Origin of the sequence: Brochothrix campestris FSL F6-1037 (genome assembly GCF_000525915.1) — a bacterium.
GTDB classification, from domain to species: domain Bacteria; phylum Bacillota; class Bacilli; order Lactobacillales; family Listeriaceae; genus Brochothrix; species Brochothrix campestris.
Window position 1 is genome coordinate 1 of sequence record NZ_AODH01000023.1, and the last position, 16,583, is coordinate 16,583.

19 protein-coding genes are annotated in these 16,583 nt (G+C 38.8%); 7 read left to right on the top strand and 12 right to left on the bottom strand.

The window, feature by feature from the left end; all coding sequences use genetic code 11:
* On the top strand, positions 1-723 hold a 723-nt coding region (locus tag BCAMP_RS06000; RefSeq protein ID WP_035314471.1), incomplete at its 5' end, for an IS30 family transposase.
* 105 nt (positions 724-828) lie between these two features.
* Here BCAMP_RS06000 and BCAMP_RS06005 read toward each other — a convergent pair.
* The 5 genes from BCAMP_RS06005 to proB form a co-directional block, all read right to left on the bottom strand.
* A complete protein-coding gene (locus BCAMP_RS06005; RefSeq protein WP_035314472.1) occupies positions 829-1,578 on the bottom strand; it encodes a gamma-glutamyl-gamma-aminobutyrate hydrolase family protein in 750 nt (249 codons plus the stop codon).
* 206 nt (positions 1,579-1,784) lie between these two features.
* Complete coding sequence (locus BCAMP_RS06010) at positions 1,785-2,354, bottom strand: hypothetical protein (protein WP_035314473.1); 570 nt, start codon at positions 2,352-2,354, stop codon at positions 1,785-1,787.
* Between the two features lie 79 nt (positions 2,355-2,433).
* Positions 2,434-2,739, bottom strand: a complete 306-nt coding sequence (locus BCAMP_RS06015; protein WP_035314474.1) for a hypothetical protein — start codon at positions 2,737-2,739, stop codon at positions 2,434-2,436.
* Between the two features lie 100 nt (positions 2,740-2,839).
* The gene (locus tag BCAMP_RS06020; RefSeq protein WP_035314475.1) at positions 2,840-4,084 is read right to left on the bottom strand and encodes a glutamate-5-semialdehyde dehydrogenase; all 1,245 of its coding nucleotides are present in this window, start codon (positions 4,082-4,084) and stop codon (positions 2,840-2,842) included.
* Complete coding sequence (gene proB, locus BCAMP_RS06025; protein ID WP_035314476.1) at positions 4,084-4,890, bottom strand: glutamate 5-kinase; 807 nt, start codon at positions 4,888-4,890, stop codon at positions 4,084-4,086. Before proB ends, BCAMP_RS06020 begins: the two co-directional genes overlap by 1 nt.
* A gap of 194 nt (positions 4,891-5,084) precedes the next feature.
* Here proB and BCAMP_RS14720 point away from each other — a divergent pair, with 194 nt between their 5' ends.
* Positions 5,085-5,603, top strand: coding sequence for an alpha/beta hydrolase (locus BCAMP_RS14720; RefSeq protein ID WP_035314477.1), 519 nt, complete (start codon positions 5,085-5,087; stop codon positions 5,601-5,603).
* Positions 5,497-5,913 carry an alpha/beta hydrolase gene (locus tag BCAMP_RS14725; RefSeq protein WP_084038612.1) on the top strand — a complete coding sequence of 139 codons (417 nt, stop codon included), beginning with the start codon at positions 5,497-5,499 and terminating at the stop codon, positions 5,911-5,913. Before BCAMP_RS14720 ends, BCAMP_RS14725 begins: the two co-directional genes overlap by 107 nt.
* 6 nt (positions 5,914-5,919) lie before the next feature.
* Here BCAMP_RS14725 and BCAMP_RS06040 read toward each other — a convergent pair whose 3' ends face one another.
* From BCAMP_RS06040 to BCAMP_RS06050, 3 genes are all read right to left on the bottom strand, one after another.
* Positions 5,920-6,993 (bottom strand): AI-2E family transporter, encoded by a 1,074-nt coding sequence (locus BCAMP_RS06040; RefSeq protein ID WP_035314479.1) that lies wholly within the window; start codon positions 6,991-6,993, stop codon positions 5,920-5,922.
* A 9-nt stretch (positions 6,994-7,002) separates the two neighbouring features.
* Positions 7,003-7,299 (bottom strand): HesB/YadR/YfhF family protein, encoded by a 297-nt coding sequence (locus BCAMP_RS06045; protein WP_035314480.1) that lies wholly within the window; start codon positions 7,297-7,299, stop codon positions 7,003-7,005.
* A gap of 238 nt (positions 7,300-7,537) precedes the next feature.
* A complete protein-coding gene (locus tag BCAMP_RS06050) occupies positions 7,538-8,017 on the bottom strand; it encodes a Dps family protein (RefSeq protein ID WP_035314481.1) in 480 nt (159 codons plus the stop codon).
* A 150-nt stretch (positions 8,018-8,167) separates the two neighbouring features.
* Between BCAMP_RS06050 and BCAMP_RS06055 the strand changes: the two genes are divergently transcribed.
* Together BCAMP_RS06055 and BCAMP_RS12575 are read left to right on the top strand one after the other, a co-directional pair.
* Positions 8,168-8,602, top strand: a complete 435-nt coding sequence (locus tag BCAMP_RS06055; RefSeq protein WP_035314482.1) for an Rrf2 family transcriptional regulator — start codon at positions 8,168-8,170, stop codon at positions 8,600-8,602.
* A gap of 4 nt (positions 8,603-8,606) precedes the next feature.
* Positions 8,607-9,311, top strand: coding sequence for a hypothetical protein (locus BCAMP_RS12575; protein ID WP_051456922.1), 705 nt, complete (start codon positions 8,607-8,609; stop codon positions 9,309-9,311).
* A 119-nt stretch (positions 9,312-9,430) separates the two neighbouring features.
* Here BCAMP_RS12575 and BCAMP_RS06065 read toward each other — a convergent pair whose 3' ends face one another.
* From BCAMP_RS06065 to BCAMP_RS06080, 4 genes are all read right to left on the bottom strand, one after another.
* Positions 9,431-9,946, bottom strand: coding sequence for a hypothetical protein (locus tag BCAMP_RS06065; protein WP_035314483.1), 516 nt, complete (start codon positions 9,944-9,946; stop codon positions 9,431-9,433).
* A gap of 243 nt (positions 9,947-10,189) precedes the next feature.
* A complete protein-coding gene (locus BCAMP_RS06070; RefSeq protein ID WP_035314484.1) occupies positions 10,190-10,825 on the bottom strand; it encodes a class A sortase in 636 nt (211 codons plus the stop codon).
* 548 nt (positions 10,826-11,373) lie between these two features.
* The gene (locus BCAMP_RS15025; protein WP_035314485.1) at positions 11,374-11,652 is read right to left on the bottom strand and encodes a helix-turn-helix domain-containing protein; all 279 of its coding nucleotides are present in this window, start codon (positions 11,650-11,652) and stop codon (positions 11,374-11,376) included.
* Between the two features lie 161 nt (positions 11,653-11,813).
* On the bottom strand, positions 11,814-13,265 hold the full coding sequence (locus BCAMP_RS06080) for a catalase (protein WP_035314486.1): 1,452 nt from the start codon (positions 13,263-13,265) through the stop codon (positions 11,814-11,816).
* A 288-nt stretch (positions 13,266-13,553) separates the two neighbouring features.
* On the opposite strand from BCAMP_RS06080, the gene BCAMP_RS06085 reads away from it, so the two are divergent.
* Positions 13,554-15,527 carry an LTA synthase family protein gene (locus BCAMP_RS06085; protein WP_035314487.1) on the top strand — a complete coding sequence of 658 codons (1,974 nt, stop codon included), beginning with the start codon at positions 13,554-13,556 and terminating at the stop codon, positions 15,525-15,527.
* A 207-nt stretch (positions 15,528-15,734) separates the two neighbouring features.
* The gene (locus BCAMP_RS06090; protein WP_198015722.1) at positions 15,735-16,559 is read left to right on the top strand and encodes a YitT family protein; all 825 of its coding nucleotides are present in this window, start codon (positions 15,735-15,737) and stop codon (positions 16,557-16,559) included.
* The last annotated feature ends 24 nt before the right edge of the window (positions 16,560-16,583 follow it).

Consider the following 16,583-nt stretch of genomic DNA (forward strand, 5'->3'; position numbering starts at 1 on the left):
ATGTCAAACGCCATCAGCTTTTTTTCAGACGATGAAATGCTTTCAGTAAAAACACTTTATCATCTGATTGATGCTGGTTTCTTAGGCGTCAAAAACATTGACTTGAATAAAAAGGTATCACGACAAATTAAGAAACAAAAAAGTCGTAAGAACAAGCGTATATTAGGACAATCAATTGAAAAACGTCCAGACATCATTGATGTCCGAGAAGAATTAGGGCATTGGGAAATTGATACTGTTGTTGGTCTAAAAAATAAAACAGACGCTGTTTTATTAACAGTGACTGAGCGTAAAACAAGATTTGAATTCATACTCAAAGTCGAAGGAAAACAAGCATCTTTTGTGAATAAAGCGCTCTTACAACTAAGGAAACAGTTTGGATCATATTTTGGAGCCCTCTTTAAAACCATTACTGCGGATAATGGCAAAGACTTTTCAGGCATCAATGAGTTGCTCAAAGATACACTGGCTATTTATTTCACACATCCTTATTCCTCTTGGGAACGTGGCACCAATGAAAATCATAATGGAATCATTCGAAGATTCATTCAAAAAGGACGTTCTGTCAGTGATGTAAGTGATCAACTTGTCCAACGGATTCAAACATGGATGAATAATTTGCCACGTCGGATTTTAGGATTTCAAACACCAAAAGAGCTATTTTTAGAAGAAATTACAAAACTTCAACTGTTCACAAATGAAAAAGTAAACTTACTATCATGATTCGGCACGTGGTGGCTAACTTATTCTTGCAATTCATGAAAAAAAAACTAATAATTTAGCGGATACGAGACCGATAAACAATTAGTTTTAACATCTATGTCCTTTTTAATGCAGCGACATTATCACCTTATATGTAGCACTCTCTGCAACAAACGCATTAAAGAGTCCTTGCATCTGCTGATTTTTTTGCGCCATTTGCTCAGGATGCCATTGTACACCCATAATAAAATGGTCGCGTGCTTGTGACTCAATCACTTCAACCACACCATCTGACGTGACACCAGTCGCTACAAATTGTGGTGCAACCGTTTTAATCAACTGATGATGGAATGAATTAACACCAATTGTTTCCGTCTCAAAAATTGTAGCAATGCGTGATGCTGGTGTTAAGGTAACCTTATGGACAGGCTCTTCTCCGGCAGTGGCCTGTAGATGTTGTAGCTGCACATGCTCAGCATAGGAAACATCTTGGTATAGCGAACCACCATGGACAACGTTGAGCAGCTGTGCACCCCGACAAATACCCAACACCGGTTTATTATGTTTTAAGGTTTCTAAGAGCAGGGCATGTTCAAACGTATCACGGGCAGGATAAGATTCGCCTGCTCGACTTAAGGTTTCTTCGCCATACAATTGCGGCGAAACATCATGACCTCCTGAGAGAACAAGTCCATCGATTAGTGACACATAGGCTGTAACAGCTGCAACATCTGTCACAGGGATGATGAGCGGAATTCCTCCAGCTGCTGTGATTGCATCGATGTACTGTTCATTAACATAAGAACGTTTAATAATTACGGGTGAAAAAAGCGGATCCAATAAAACACTGCCAGAAATACCAATTACGGGTGCCATACAAACTCTCCTTTAAAATTTCTTTTCTCTAGTTTAACCGAAAACCATTCCATATCCAAGTGAAATACCCCGAAAAGAAAAATCCCTTATCCGAATAAGGATAAGGGATTGAACTTTCAGACACATTTCGGCTTGTTTGACAACGTGCTGCGAAATGCTGTTATTTATCTTCCTTTGGATACTTTTCTTCCAATTGATCCATTAACTCATCCAACGATGTGCCCGCTTTTTTTTTCAACCGCTTCGACTTCATCAGCAAAACGCTCTTGTTCAACTTGTTGAACTGCTTCTTCGACTGTGCCCCACGATAAGTTGTGTAACACTTCGTCCATTTTAGCTTCGGCACGTTCTTGGGTTGTATCGCTAACAAAGCTCAAACGATCAACTTCAATCGACTTCCATTTCGTTTGGATTTCATAATAGCGTTGCTCAAGCACATCAATGTCCGCTGCCATTTTTTGTTGTAATGCTGTTAATTTCTGAACCTGTGTTTTATAAAACGAAACTTCCTTTGTCGCTAAATCAGCCAACTTCACTTCGTTATCAGCTGTCGCCTGATCGGCTTGGTCTGTTCTTTTTTGCAATTGTGCTGTCGCATTTGCTAATAAGTCATCCACCTCCGAAGCTAGTTCACGTTTCTTTGCCATAATATTATCGATATCATTTAAGTCACGTTTCACTTTACGAATGTAGCGATCGTAAGACTCTAACTGCGGCATTTCATCATACTGCCATTTACGCCACGTTTCTTTCCCTTGACGGACGACATCTGACACACTTGTTTCCACTTGTTTTTTTCAAATCACGCGCTTTATCTTCAACTGATTTACGAACATCCTTCATCATTCATTCCTCCTAAGATTTGTATTCAAATATATTTGGACGTGTGACTTTATTCGCACGACGCTGTTTACGCCAGTAATATAAACCGACAGCAATTAGCATCACAAAGAGTGCGAACTTCCACTGACTGATTATAAAGCTGGTGCCAAGCACAATTACAAGTAGCTGTATCCATTTTACCCAGCCCTGTGCTCGTGTAAAATACGTCACGCCGGAAACGATCATCGTTAAGCCAATTCCAATAATGAGTACTGACCAAAAAGACATCAACAATAAAAGTCCTAACGCAAGCATTAATCCAATGACTAATAGTGGCATTTTTATAACCGCCTTCTTTCTGTGTATCTATAGTATAACAACTCCTCAACCGTCACTATAGATGCTAGAGCATGATATTCCCCTACAACTTAAGTCTGATTTAATGGCGAATTTGTCCGTCACCGCTAACAACGTATTTAACCGACGTTAGTTGTGTCAATCCCATCGGTCCACGCGCGTGTAGTTTTTGTGTACTAATACCGATTTCTGCTCCGAAACCAAATTCAAAGCCATCGGTAAAACGGGTTGAGGCGTTAACATATACGACAGCCGCATCGACTCCCTTTTTAAATAATTGGGCATCCGCGTATGAATTGGTTAAAATTGCTTCCGAGTGTTTTGTGCTATAACGTTCGATATGATTCATCGCTGTCGCAGTCGAATCGACCACTTTAATGGCAATGATTAAATCTAAAAATTCAGTCTCATAATCGTGAATAGTTGCTGGCACGATTGACTCGTTAAGGGATTGAACTGTTTCGTCACCGCGTATTTCAATCCCTTTTTGTTGTAGTTTCGTTAAGAGTCCTGGTAAAAAGGTCGCTGCTATCGCTTCATGAACTAAAACTGTTTCAACCGCATTACAGGCAGACGGACGTTGGACCTTCGCATTGATAATAATCGCTTCAGCCTGTGCTTGATCAGCTGATGCGTCAACATATATATGACAATTGCCTGTGCCTGTTTCAATCACTGGTATAGTTGCTTCTTGCACAACCGTTTGAATCAGCCCTGCACTCCCACGAGGAATTAACACATCAACGTAGCCGTTCAATTGCATTAATTGTTTGGCAGATGCGCGTTCTGTACTTTGCACCAGCTGCACGGCCTCTTCTAAACCAAAGGCACGCAAGGCGGCTTGAATTACTTTAACAAGGGCACGATTTGAATGAATTGCTTCCTTACCACCTCGTAAAATCGTCGCATTCCCCGCCTTTAAACATAAGACAGCTGCATCAACGGTCACATTCGGACGTGATTCATAAATAATCGCTACGACACCAAAAGGGACACGTTCTTCTGCAATTTTCAGTCCCGCTTCATTTGTCCAAGCATTGACTCCTTCACCGACAGGATCCGCTAGTTTCATCACCTGTTCAACACCTTGAGATATGATCTCAATCGCATTTTCATCAAGACGCAAGCGCGCCATCATTGGTTCAGTCACGCCGTTTTCCGCTGCAACTGCTAAATCCTTTGCATTCTCAGTCATAATTGCCGTACTATTTGCTCGTAAAGCCGCTGCAATGGTGGCTAACAAGTCGTTTTTTTGGGAGGTTTCGAGCAGCGCAAGTTTACGTGCTGACTGCCGGGCCCGTTGCCCTTGTTCGATTATTTCGGTCATTATTTCTCCTCCAAACTAAATAAAGTACCAATCTGCTTGCCTGCTAAGATCGCATGAATAATGTAGGGATCCGCACCATTTGTAATGACCATTTTCGACTTATTATGTAACACGCGTTGAGCCGCCTCGATTTTAGTCACCATTCCACCAGTCCCAAAGCGACTGCCTTCACCACCTGCTAACTTTTCAATCGCGGGTGTAATCGCCTGAACTTCTGCGATTAGTTTTGCCGCTTTATTTTTATGTGGATCGCTATCATATAGACCATCAATATCCGATAAAATAATCAGTAAATCAGCTTCGATAATTTCACTGACAATCGCTGATAACTGATCATTATCCCCAAAGCGGGTAACGTGTTCGATTTCATTAACACTGACTGTATCGTTTTCATTAACAATTGGAATGATATGATGTTCGAGCATTTTCGCAAACGTATTCGTCACATTCTTCCGACTGTCAGGAAAGTCAATCACATCGCGGGTTAATAATACTTGTCCAACAACATGACCGTATTCACCAAATAGTTTACTGTAAATATGCATGAGCTCTGACTGTCCTACAGCTGCTACCGCTTGTTTACCAGCCATCTCAATCGGTGCCTCATCGAGTTGCAGTTTATGAATCCCAACGCCGATTGCTCCTGATGAAACAAGAACAACTTCACGACCTTGATTTGATAAATCAGCAATTACGCGGACTAATCGTTCAATCGTCCGTAAATTTATTTTGCCATTGGCATACATTAATGATGATGTACCCACCTTGATAACCACACGCTTACTTGTCGCAATAGTTGTTCTCACACTGCCACTCCTTTTATGTATCCAGTAATAAGTTCTTACCGTTTATGATGTTATTCCCTTTATTTTACACGATTTTTTACAAAAGGGCAGTATTATGATTTCTTTTAGTCCGAATTTTCTGAAACTAGCGGTGTACACAAACAGAGTAACATACGCTATAATAAAGGGTATTACACAATTAATTGAGGTGAACTATGAAAAAACATACTGGACTGTTCGTCATCCTATCTGCCTGTTTAGCTGTCGGCCTTGTCATTACGCTACTTTCACTCATGCAGCCCAAATATCCTAAAGCACAATCTACTCATATTCCAACGGTCTTTATTCATGGGTATAATGGTAATGAGCGAACCTTTGGTGGTATGATCAATCGCTTTCAGTCACAATTTGATTGGGCGTCAAACACGCAAACATTACGTGTTGATACGGATGGTACCGTTAATGCTGTCGGAACCTTTGACAAAGACAGTCTAAATCCACTCATTAATGTGACCTTTGCTTCAAATAAGGAAAACTTAAAAACACAAGCAGGTTACATTAAAAATATCATGACCTACCTCGCGGAAGAAAATCACATAAAAAAAAGTCAACTTCGTGACACATTCAATGGGCGGAAGCGCTCTAACTGTTTTTATTGCCCTCAACCACCAAAATGCCGAACTACCCCAACTAAACAAATTAGTTTACCTCGGTGTGCCTTTAGCGGCAAATGATTACACGAATAAAGTAAAAAGCCAGGAAAAAGCCACTGCCAAAATGTCACAGTTGATGGCGGAAAATCTACCTAAAAGTACCGCTTTACTTATTGTGGCGGGTTATACAAGCCAAGCTGTTGGTGGCGATGGCTCAGTCTCCCTTGAAAGCGCCCTACTCGCTGAAGAAATTTTCAAAAAAAGCCCGATTCAAACACAAATCATTAAAGGCGAGGCCGGCCTTCATTCCTTGCTACACGAAAACAGTACGGTTGATTGTCGTATCGGTCAATTTTTATGGTCAGTTCCTCAAACAAAATTAAAAAACTGATTGCCCTTAAATAGCGGCAATCAGTTTTTTTAATGCACTTTTTTTCTTTCTTACTTTTTTGAGTAATGATGCCTTTTCAAGATGTTCTGGTTTCGCTCCAACAACGTCTACTAAGAACATAAACACAGGAATTCCGACAATTAAACCCCAAACCCCAAAGAAGTGTTCGCTAAAAATCAAGACGAGAAACGTATAAAAAATGGGTAAATCAGTTTTCGATGACATGATTTTAGGGTTTAAAATATAGGCCTCAATACCATGAATAACAAGAATCGTTATCACCATATAAATAACATCTTTAAAGCCACCAATCGTATAACCGATAATACATAGCGGTATCAGAGAGATAACAACACCGGCAACTGGGATAAGACTCAACACAAAAATCATCAGTGCTAAACTAATCAGTTGTGGGAAATTAAGCAACCATAAAACTAAGGTTGTCGCTAATGTATTGAACAACGCGATGATAAATTGTGCTTCTAATACCTTACCAAAGGTACCGATAAAACGCGATCCAAAGTAGGCCATTTCATCATAAATAAAACCAATTGCACTGTGTTTAAAGCCTTTTGTAAAAACAAGTAAATGTTCTTTGCTGAGGGAAAAGAAAAAACTTAATAATAAAGCAATTAATAAATTCATCGTTAAGCTACTTGCACTTGTTAATGAAGAAACAAGTAAATTAACACCTGTATTCATGTACTGTTTAACGTTGTATTTTTCCATGAAATCCATCGTAATTGTAAAGGCTGCATTGCTCTTACCTTGACTAAAAAAGTCCACCGTTGAATTGAATAATTGAGTCACCTGAGTGACAATCGTTGGTAAATAATGGGTTATCATTGTATATATAAAGATAACAAAGGTTGCATAAATAATGACAACAATTAGTTTTCGCGGTAGTTTGATATATTTTAAAACAAGTGTTTCTAAGCGGTCCACTAAAAAAGCAAAGATGAACGTTAGGAGTAGCACACTTATCATACTACGCAACACATAAAGGATACCAATCAGTAATACAAAAATCAAAAAGCGACGGACTGCTTTTTTCTGGAACAATTCTAACAATTCTTTCATAGTTCTCTCCTATCTATCTGTAGATGTAACTGGTCCAAAATCAAGCGAGTCTGTTTGGTGATCATAATCAATATGCCAATCGTGTCCTTCAAAATACCAAAAGTCAGTTTCTTCAATAAAAAAAACCATTTGGTCCACGGGAACCTCAACTACAGGATCGACCATCTCTTCTGCCATAATTCCTACTGAAAAACCTTGATGGATATTACTGTTACCACCATACTTCGCAAATAGACGAATGCTAGGCGTTTTCGCTATATCAAACTCATCTTTAAAAAAAAGCCAACGCTGGGCTACTAATTTCAATTTTCAAACTGATGCACTCCCCTCAAATTCTACTATTAACTTCTATTACTGTAACATATTTAAGCTGAAAACTCTCCCGAGAGCAATGACAACATTATGAACAAAAAAAAGACCTTGATGCTTTCTCAAGGTCTCAGATTGTCGAAAAAGTAAAAACAAACTTCTTTTTCTTTCGAAATAACGCAAGCAGCATTGCCTACGAGTTGATAAGGCTGAACAAGGTGATTTCACCTGTCGTTTAATCTTTAGCAGGCACTGGTTGCTCACCTAAGAAAGCCGTGTAGAACCAAATGTGCGTATCAATTGAGGCTTTTTTCGAAATAAGCAAGTCATTTGTTACTGAATCGTTTTCTTCATCGCTGATTGCAATGCCTTCAACTAATTCATCACGTAAAGTTGTTAAATCAGCAATGACAATTTTCACCATCTCATCTTGATTAAGCGGTGTTTTATAAGGTTGTTCTTCGATACTTGAATGAGCGATAAACTCAGCCAATGTCGAATAAGGTGCTCCACCGATTGCAATTAAACGCTCGGCAATTTCATCTAAAATGGCCGTTGTCTCATTATATAACTCTTCAAATTTTTCATGTAAGGTAAAGAAATGAGAGCCTTTGACATACCAGTGAAGTTGATGTAATTTTATATACACGACGCCGTAATTGGCCACTTGGTGATTTAAAAATTGTTTTGTATCAACTGCTTTGATTGTTTTCATAATTCATACCTCCAGTTTTTTTACGATCTTTATACCTTGTATTATAACCTTTTTTTTTACTACATCTTTACTGATACGACTTAAGTGAGAACATTATCATTGACAGTGACGACATCAAGTTTCTATAATTGAGTGAAGGAGGCTGACTAAATGAAGATTAGTAGTCGTTTTACCGTGGCTGTGCACGTGCTTAGTTTATTAGCGCTCGACCAAAATGAAGGCATGAGTTCCGAGTTGTTGGCAAGTAGTGTCAATACGAATCCCGTTGTGATTCGTCGTATTATTGGTCAATTAAAAGAGGCGAAACTCGTGACTAATCATCGCGGTTCCAAAGGGGCTACTCTACTACACCCCTTTGAGTCAATCAGCTTACTCGATGTCTACCACGCTGTTGACAGTGTTCCCAATACACTCTTCCAAATACATGAAAATTCTAATCCTGATTGTATCGTAGGTTCTGAAATCGAAAAGGTTTTAGCGGATGTCTTATTTAAAGCCCAACAAAAAATGGAAGCTTACCTTGCTACACAGACAATTGATTCGATAGTAAAACAAATTATTACATTAAATGAAGCGAAAGAGTGATTCGATGACCTTATACTGGCAAACACCAGAACATCCTCATAGTAGTTTTCAACCACCACAAAACTATGACCGTTTTTATCACGAAACCATTGACGGATTACTGGCTAAAAACACCCTAGCGACGATTGAACCAACCTCGTATGGTTTTGACTTTTTAGAAGTGTATCGTGTGCTACCGATTGAAGCCGTTACAACCGTTACAGGCTTTGAGCACGAACAAACGTTGGCAGGTACAACCTTTTATTTTGCTAAGGATGGACCACGCATGCTTGGGTTTCATTACCGTACCCACTCAATTGAACCGACTGTGATTTTTGCTGATTTCGAAACATTAAACAGCTTTCAAGTTGCAGCCTCTTTAACTGCCTTTAACGAGAAACTTCAACTGAAACTTTTCGAAGCCACTGATATTTTAACGTGGTCGGCTGATAAAATCGCATTTCATATATATCATTATGATACTACTGCGTTTATACATGCAATCCAAGCAATCGAAGATTACCCTGACAAAAACTTTTGGACAACCGTTTGCCAAAGACGTTTTAAACGTGGACAGCCGCTTGAACAACAAGCAATTGCTACTGCTGTTTTGGATCAGGTGCTTTACTTCCGTCGAAAGTTACCCGCTGACTGGCTCATCCCTTGGCAGCGCCTCCTTAATACAGCACCAACCGCCTCCACGTTAGCACTAATTGAAATGGAATGGTAAATAAAAGCGAAAGCCTGTCTCCTTGTTAAGAGTCGGCTTTCGCTTTATTTTTCTTAGCTAATTCAGCACTTAATTTCACTGCCTTATTAATTTGAACCTCAAACAAGACACGTTTCTTCTCATTTTTGATTGTTTTTATTTGTTCTTTCGCCTTTTTTTATTTGTGCGTCGGTCACTTTAGGTGCTAGTTTAGCTTGCTCGCCATTTGTAAATAGCTGACCAATCGTCACTTCGAGCTCATCACTCGCTGCTAGCCAGTCAATTAATTCTGTTTGTTTGGCTAGGGCTTGCTCTTGTATTTTTGCATTGCTAATGTTTTCAACTGGCAACTCTCGCACTTTCACACTCGTTAAATCATCAATGAATTGATCGCCATCGTCCGTTGTAAAGGCATCTAGCTGCTCGATAAGATCATTTTGCTGCTCCAATAACAGAGTTGCTTGTTTAATTTGTTTCGCTAATTTATTTTTCTTTGTTTCATCCTCAATCTCTGCCGTTGCCGTCCGGGCATTATTTAACGTTATTTCAGTTACACCATCTGCCAGTCGCTCATCTTTATACAAACGATTAACAATTAAGGTAGCCTTTTGGACCTTCGCTTCTTCAATCGCTTTTACATTGTTAATATGTCGCACTGCAAAAATAACTGCAATAATAATAATCAGTACCGTTAAGACAAAAAAAAAGCCCGAATAACTTGTTTTTTGAATTGCTCTTCTCGCTCATCGACTACAATCCTCTCAATAAATACTCTAATTTATTAATCACTTTATTGTATCACATCTCGTTTACAAATGGATAAACTTCTAGCCAGACTAAAAGCCAGTGTCGCAACACTGGCTCAGACTAAAACTATGTTCACCACTCTCGTTCTGCGGTTATTTATGTTTTGTTACCTTATCCAGCTGACCAATAACAACATAACGTTTCGTTGTTGCACTAGCTGTATCACACGTAAATAACGTGATTCGATCATCGTTTTTATCATCTAAAATATCAACCTGTGTCTCATCGACAATTTTTGTTTCAGTAACTCGATAGTGATAATCTTTTTTCTTATTCGTAATGATGATTTCAGCCTTTTCTTTAATGTTCATCAATGGTCCAAACAGTAATTTTTCATCACGCATGTGATGACCCGCTAATGAGTAATTTCCTTTACCCATCACTTGATTATCAAGCATTGTTGTTGCCCCACCGAGTAAATTCGCATCGTTTGTTCCTTTTAAAATCGGTAAATGCAGTTTAACACTTTTAATTTCAATTTCGCCGATGATGGCATTTTTATCGACATTCATACTGTTGTTAAACACAGTCGTCAACGACGGACGTTTAACTGCATCGTAATCATTCTTCGCTTTATTTTTATCATTATCACTCAATTGACTCGCAGTGATTGAACTATCGACTTGACTCATGTTGGCAATAATCATGTTTTTAATCCATGGTGATAAAATTAGTAAAAGACCGATTATTAAAATGATGATAGGTAAAAGCAACTTCTTTTTTTGCATTATTGGACATTCCCTTCTTAAATAGATTGCTCTAGTCTTTACATCTTACCCTATTTTTTTCTAAGATGCACTTTAAAACATAAAAAAAAAAAGGCGGAAGCTGACAGTTTTCTGCGAAAGAGACTATTTACTCATCGAGAGAACGCTATTGACTGCCCTCACTTATGACTGAAGCAATCAAACAGCTTACGATGTTTCGAGTTAATCAATAGAAACTTATCACTCGCTAGTAAAACGTTTCAAACTGAACGCGTGTCATTTCAAAAAAGTTTTTTTAAAAAAAAAGGGACACCTGAGCAATCCAGTATTAAAATCGAATAAACAGGTCTTTCAAGGTTTTGAGAGACACGCGTTGGTTGCGTAATTGCGTTTCATAAACGGTCAGTTGGGACAAAAACATAAAGAACTTTTCGAAATCCAAAGAAAGATGCCAATGAAATTGGTGCCACGCCATCTTCGCTGTACTTTTTTCCTTTCTTTAGACTATTTGACCCTTTAATTGTCAAATAAAATGCAACATAATATTGCAAAAGACTTCATACCGTGTTTTACAGTTTAAACATTTTTGAGTCGATAATTACGTTTAGATGTAAAAATATCAATGTTCGCCTCTCTGTATGTTGTGATGTCTGTTTATTAGGCAAATATTCTCGCAATAGACTCTTTGTCTTTTCATTTGTCCCACACTTCCAAGATGAATTAGGATGCGCAAAATAGAATGTGGTGTTATCAAGGAAATCAGCAATTTTTCGAATCGAAAGATTTTGTTCAATCCATCCATGTAAGTCTTCACGTTCAAATAGGGTAAGATGTTGGTAGTGATTCATAACTATTAATCCTCTTCGAATAAGTTGTGTAGTAACTTCTATTCTACTGAATATTTATTTATGGGTCTTTTTTGTAGCGTTGCACTTCAATTGTAAATTCAAGCCATAAAAAAAAAGTTAGTTTTTCAACTAACTTTTGGTGTTCGCTAATATGATGATGCTTATTTAATTTGATCTAACGATAAGCCTAGTGCTTTTGCAACACGTTCACCATAATCTTTATCGGCTTTATAGAAGTGTTGTGTTTGACGAATTTTAATTTCTTCTAATCGGACAGTGCTTAACCCACCGACGATATTATCAACTAAACGTTGTTTTTCTTCTTCGCTTAATAAACGGTATAAATCACCAGGTTGTGTATAGAAATCATCGTTAGCATGCGCATGGTTCGCAGCAATGCCTTCGAGTTTCAAGGTTGCATATTTATCAACAGGTGATTCTTTCGGTCCGCCAAAACTATTCGGTTCATAATAAACACTTGAACCGCCATTGCTATCGCTGCGCATTGCACCGTCGCGTTGGTAGTTGTTAATCGGATTTTTTGGTTGGTTAACTTTTAACAAGTTATAGTTTGGTCCGATGCGATGACGTTGCGTATCTGGATAAGAGAACACACGACCATGTAACATTTTATCTGGTGATAAATCAATGCCAGGTACGATGTTTGCTGGTGAAAAGGCCGCTTGTTCAATTGTTGCAAAATAGTTTTCCGGGTTACGGTTCAAGATCATTGTACCGACTTCGATTAACGGATAATCTTTTTGTGAGATTGTTTGCGTTACATCAAACGGATTAAAGCGATATTTCGCTGCATCTTCTAACGGCATGATTTGAACATGGAGAGTCCATGACGGAAAATCACCATCTTCAATCGCATAGAATAAATCTTGTGTATGGTAATCAGGATTTTGACCAGCTAAACGTTCAGCCGCTTCAACAGTTAAGTTTTTAACCCCTTGGTTTGTTTTGAAGTGATATTTCACCCAGAAGCTCTGGCCCTCAGCATTTGTCCAACGATATGTATGACTACCAAAACCATGCATATGTCTAAATGAGGCCGGAATCCCGCGGTCAGACATTAAGATTGTTACTTGATGTAATGATTCTGGTGATAACGACCAGAAATCCCAAGCAGCAGTGGCGCTTTTTAGATGGGTTTGCGGATCGCGTTTTTGCGTGTGAATAAAGTCAGGGAATTTAAGCGGGTCTTTAATGAAGAAAACCGGTGTATTATTACCAACGATATCATAGTTTCCTTCTTCGCTATAGAAACGGACAGAGAAGCCACGTGGGTCACGCACTGTATCGGCCGAACCAAGTTCACCTGCAACAGTCGAGAAACGCGTTAAAATTTCAGTTTCTTTACCAACTGCTGATAAGAAATCAGCACGTGTGTATTTTGTTAAATCATTTGTTACTTTAAAAACACCATGTGCACCTGCACCTTTGGCATGAACGACACGTTCTGGCACACGTTCACGGTCAAAATGAGCCATTTTCTCAATGAAATGTACGTCTTGTAATAAGACCGGACCATTAACACCTGCGGTCATCGTGTTTTGGTTATCGCCAACTGGCGCACCGGTATTCGTTGTTAACTTGTTGTTCGTCATATTGAGCACCTCTTTTCGTTTATAATAATTATTATTTAATAATCATTATTCCCCCTAATTTTAATCGGTTAATTTGATTTATGCAAGCATTAATCTTTAATTATCAGAAAATAATCAGACTGTCATTTTACCTCATCCTGTCATTGATATATTTCTTTACTTTGGCATTTACGACCAGTTTGTGGTATTATTGTTTCAGTCTAACAGGTAGCCTTTACGTCCGAGTAAAAGTAGTCACCTGTTTGTTTTTATTGACGTTAAAACCTGAAAAATAGGAGAGATTAAAACATGAGTCGTTTAAAAATCAAACAACCCTTCAGTAGTGCCTTATTGTTTTGCTTACTAGCGGTTATATTATTTTGGATTAAATCCTACATCACTTATAAATTCGCCTTCACCTTAGGCATTGAAAATGGAGCCCAATCCTTCTTACTATTGCTTAACCCTCTAAGTGCAACCTTGTTCTTCATTGGACTTGGCCTATTCGCGAAAGGGAGACGCGCCTTTATTTGGATGATACTCGCGGACTTCCTCTTGAGCTTATTGCTTTATTGCAATGTTGTCTATTACCGTGAATTTGCTGATTTCATCACCGTTCCAACGATGTTACAATCATCAAACTTAGGAGATATGGGTGGCAGCATTATGGCATTAATGCGCCCGGTCGATTTCCTTGTCTTTACCGATGTTGTGCTCTTAATTTTATTACTTGTTTTCAAAGTATTTGTTCCTAACAAAGCGGTGCGTGTTCGTCCCCGTAAAACCTTAGGAATTTTAACGTTAGCGGTTGCCTTATTTGCAGCCAACCTATCATTAGCTGAAATTGATCGTCCGCAATTACTTTCACGTGGGTTTGATAATAACTACGTCGTGAAATATCTCGGTATGACCAACTTCATGTTATTCGATACTTATCGTACTGCGAAATCAACAAAAGAAAAAGCGAGTGCGAGCGGTACCGATACGCAACAAGCGCTCGATTTCACTAAAAAGAACTATGCTGTGCCAAACGAAAAATACTTTGGTATCGCTAAAAACAAAAATGTTATATACATCCATTTAGAGTCTTTTCAACAATATTTAGTTAACTTTAAGCTAAATGGTGAAGAAGTGACACCAAATATTAATAAGTTCTTCAAAGATAAAGAAACCATCGCCTTTGATAATTACTTTCATCAAGTCGGTCAAGGTAAAACAAGTGATGCCGAAATGATGTTAGAAAACTCATTGTACGGTCTTGCTAGCGGATCGGCCTTTACGTCTAAAGGTGACAATGTCTATCAATCACAGCCTGCTATTCTCGGTCACCATGGCTACGATAGCGCGGTATTCCATGGTAACACACGGTCGTTTTGGAATCGTGATGCCGTATATAAAGAGTTCGGTATTAAGAACTTTTTCGACTCAAGCTACTATGACATGAACGAAAACGATACGCTTAATTACGGTCTGAAAGATAAACCCTTCTTTACAGAATCGATTCCAATGTTAGAAACATTGAAACAACCGTTTTATGCGAAGTTCATCACCTTATCCAATCACTTCCCTTACCCAATAAGTGCTGAAGACGCTACGATTGATGGGGCAAATTCAGGCGATTCAACAGTTGACGGTTCTTTTCAAACTGCCCGTTACCTCGATGAGGCACTTGGACAGTTTATGACCTATTTAAAGAAATCAGGTCTGTATGACAACTCTGTGATTGTTATGTACGGCGATCATTACGGCACGTCAGACAACCGCTCAGATGCACTTGGTAAAGTTTTAGGTGACGATGACGTTACTGATTTCGATGTTGCCCAACTACAGCGTGTGCCACTCATGATACACGTTCCTGGTGTCGATGGCTTTGTTGACCATTCCTATGGCGGCCAAGTTGATACGTTACCAACGGTCTTACACTTACTCGGTATCGATAGTAAAGACTACCTGCAATTTGGGACTGACTTATTATCAACCACTCATAACCAAACGATTCCATTTAGAAATGGTAACTTTGTAAGTAACACGGTTTCTTATATTGGTGGTAAGTATTACGACCAAAAAACCGGCACCGTCTTGACCGATGAGCAGGTAACAGATGAGATGAAAGAGCAACATAATTACGTCAATAATGTGCTCGGTTTCTCTGATAAAGTCCTCCAACAAGATTTACTCCGTTTCTATACACCTGAGGGTTTTACCCCTACTAAACGGTCAGACTATACGTACGGTAACAACTCAACAACTGCTAAGAAAACAGACACAAAAGATGAGAAGTAATTGCTAGATTGCACCTTTCATGCTAAACTAGCTATATATAATTTTATGGTGAGACAGTTTAGGCGTATGATGCCTAAATGCTTTTTTTAGAAAAGACTCCTGCTAGCTACTAGCGGAAGTCTTTTTTTTCTGATTACTATTATTAACTAACTATTAAATGAGGTGGCTATCGTGAAAAAAGAAATAACATTTAACATCACAAAAATTATGATTGGTTCGTTTATTTTCGCCCTTTCAGTCAACATCTTTGCCCTTCCTAACAACCTTACTGAAGGTGGTGTCACCGGGACAACGATGATTCTCTTTTATTTATTTGGGATTGCACCGGCTCTCACCAACTTAATTTTTAACGGCGTGCTGATGTTTTTAGGCTATAAATACTTGGACAAATCAACCTTCTATTATACCATTGTTACCATTGCCTTCATGTCACTCTTCTTGAAGTTAACACATACGTGGGGCGCTGAATTTCACTCTCCACTTGTTGCAAGTGTTGCAGCTGGTATCTCAATGGGTGTCGGTATCGGTCTCATTATGAATAGTGGGAGTACCACGGCGGGATCAGCGATTCTAGCGAAGATGGCAAATAAATACCTTGGTTGGAACACGAGCTACGCCTTATTGTTTTTCGATCTCATCGTCGTTATCCCATCGGGCTTTGTCATTGGCTTTGAAAATATGATTTTCACTGTTATCTCGCTCTACATCTCGACAAAGGTACTCGATTTAATTTTAGAAGGTGCCAACGTCAAAAAATCAATCATCATTATTTCTGAAAAGCATGAATTGATTGCGAATACAATTGAGCAACAAATCGAACGTGGCATCACTGTTCTTCATGGTCACGGTCACTATACGAAACAAGCCAAACAAGTCCTCTATGTGGTTGTTAGTCGGCAACAGCTCCGCATAGCAACCCAATCCATCCGTGAAATTGATGAACATGCCTTTATTATTATTAATGATGTCAAACGCGTCGAAGGTGAAGGTTTTACTCATAAGATAACGAACATCACCAAAAAAGAGAACTAAAAAACGAATGCACGATCGAAAGAT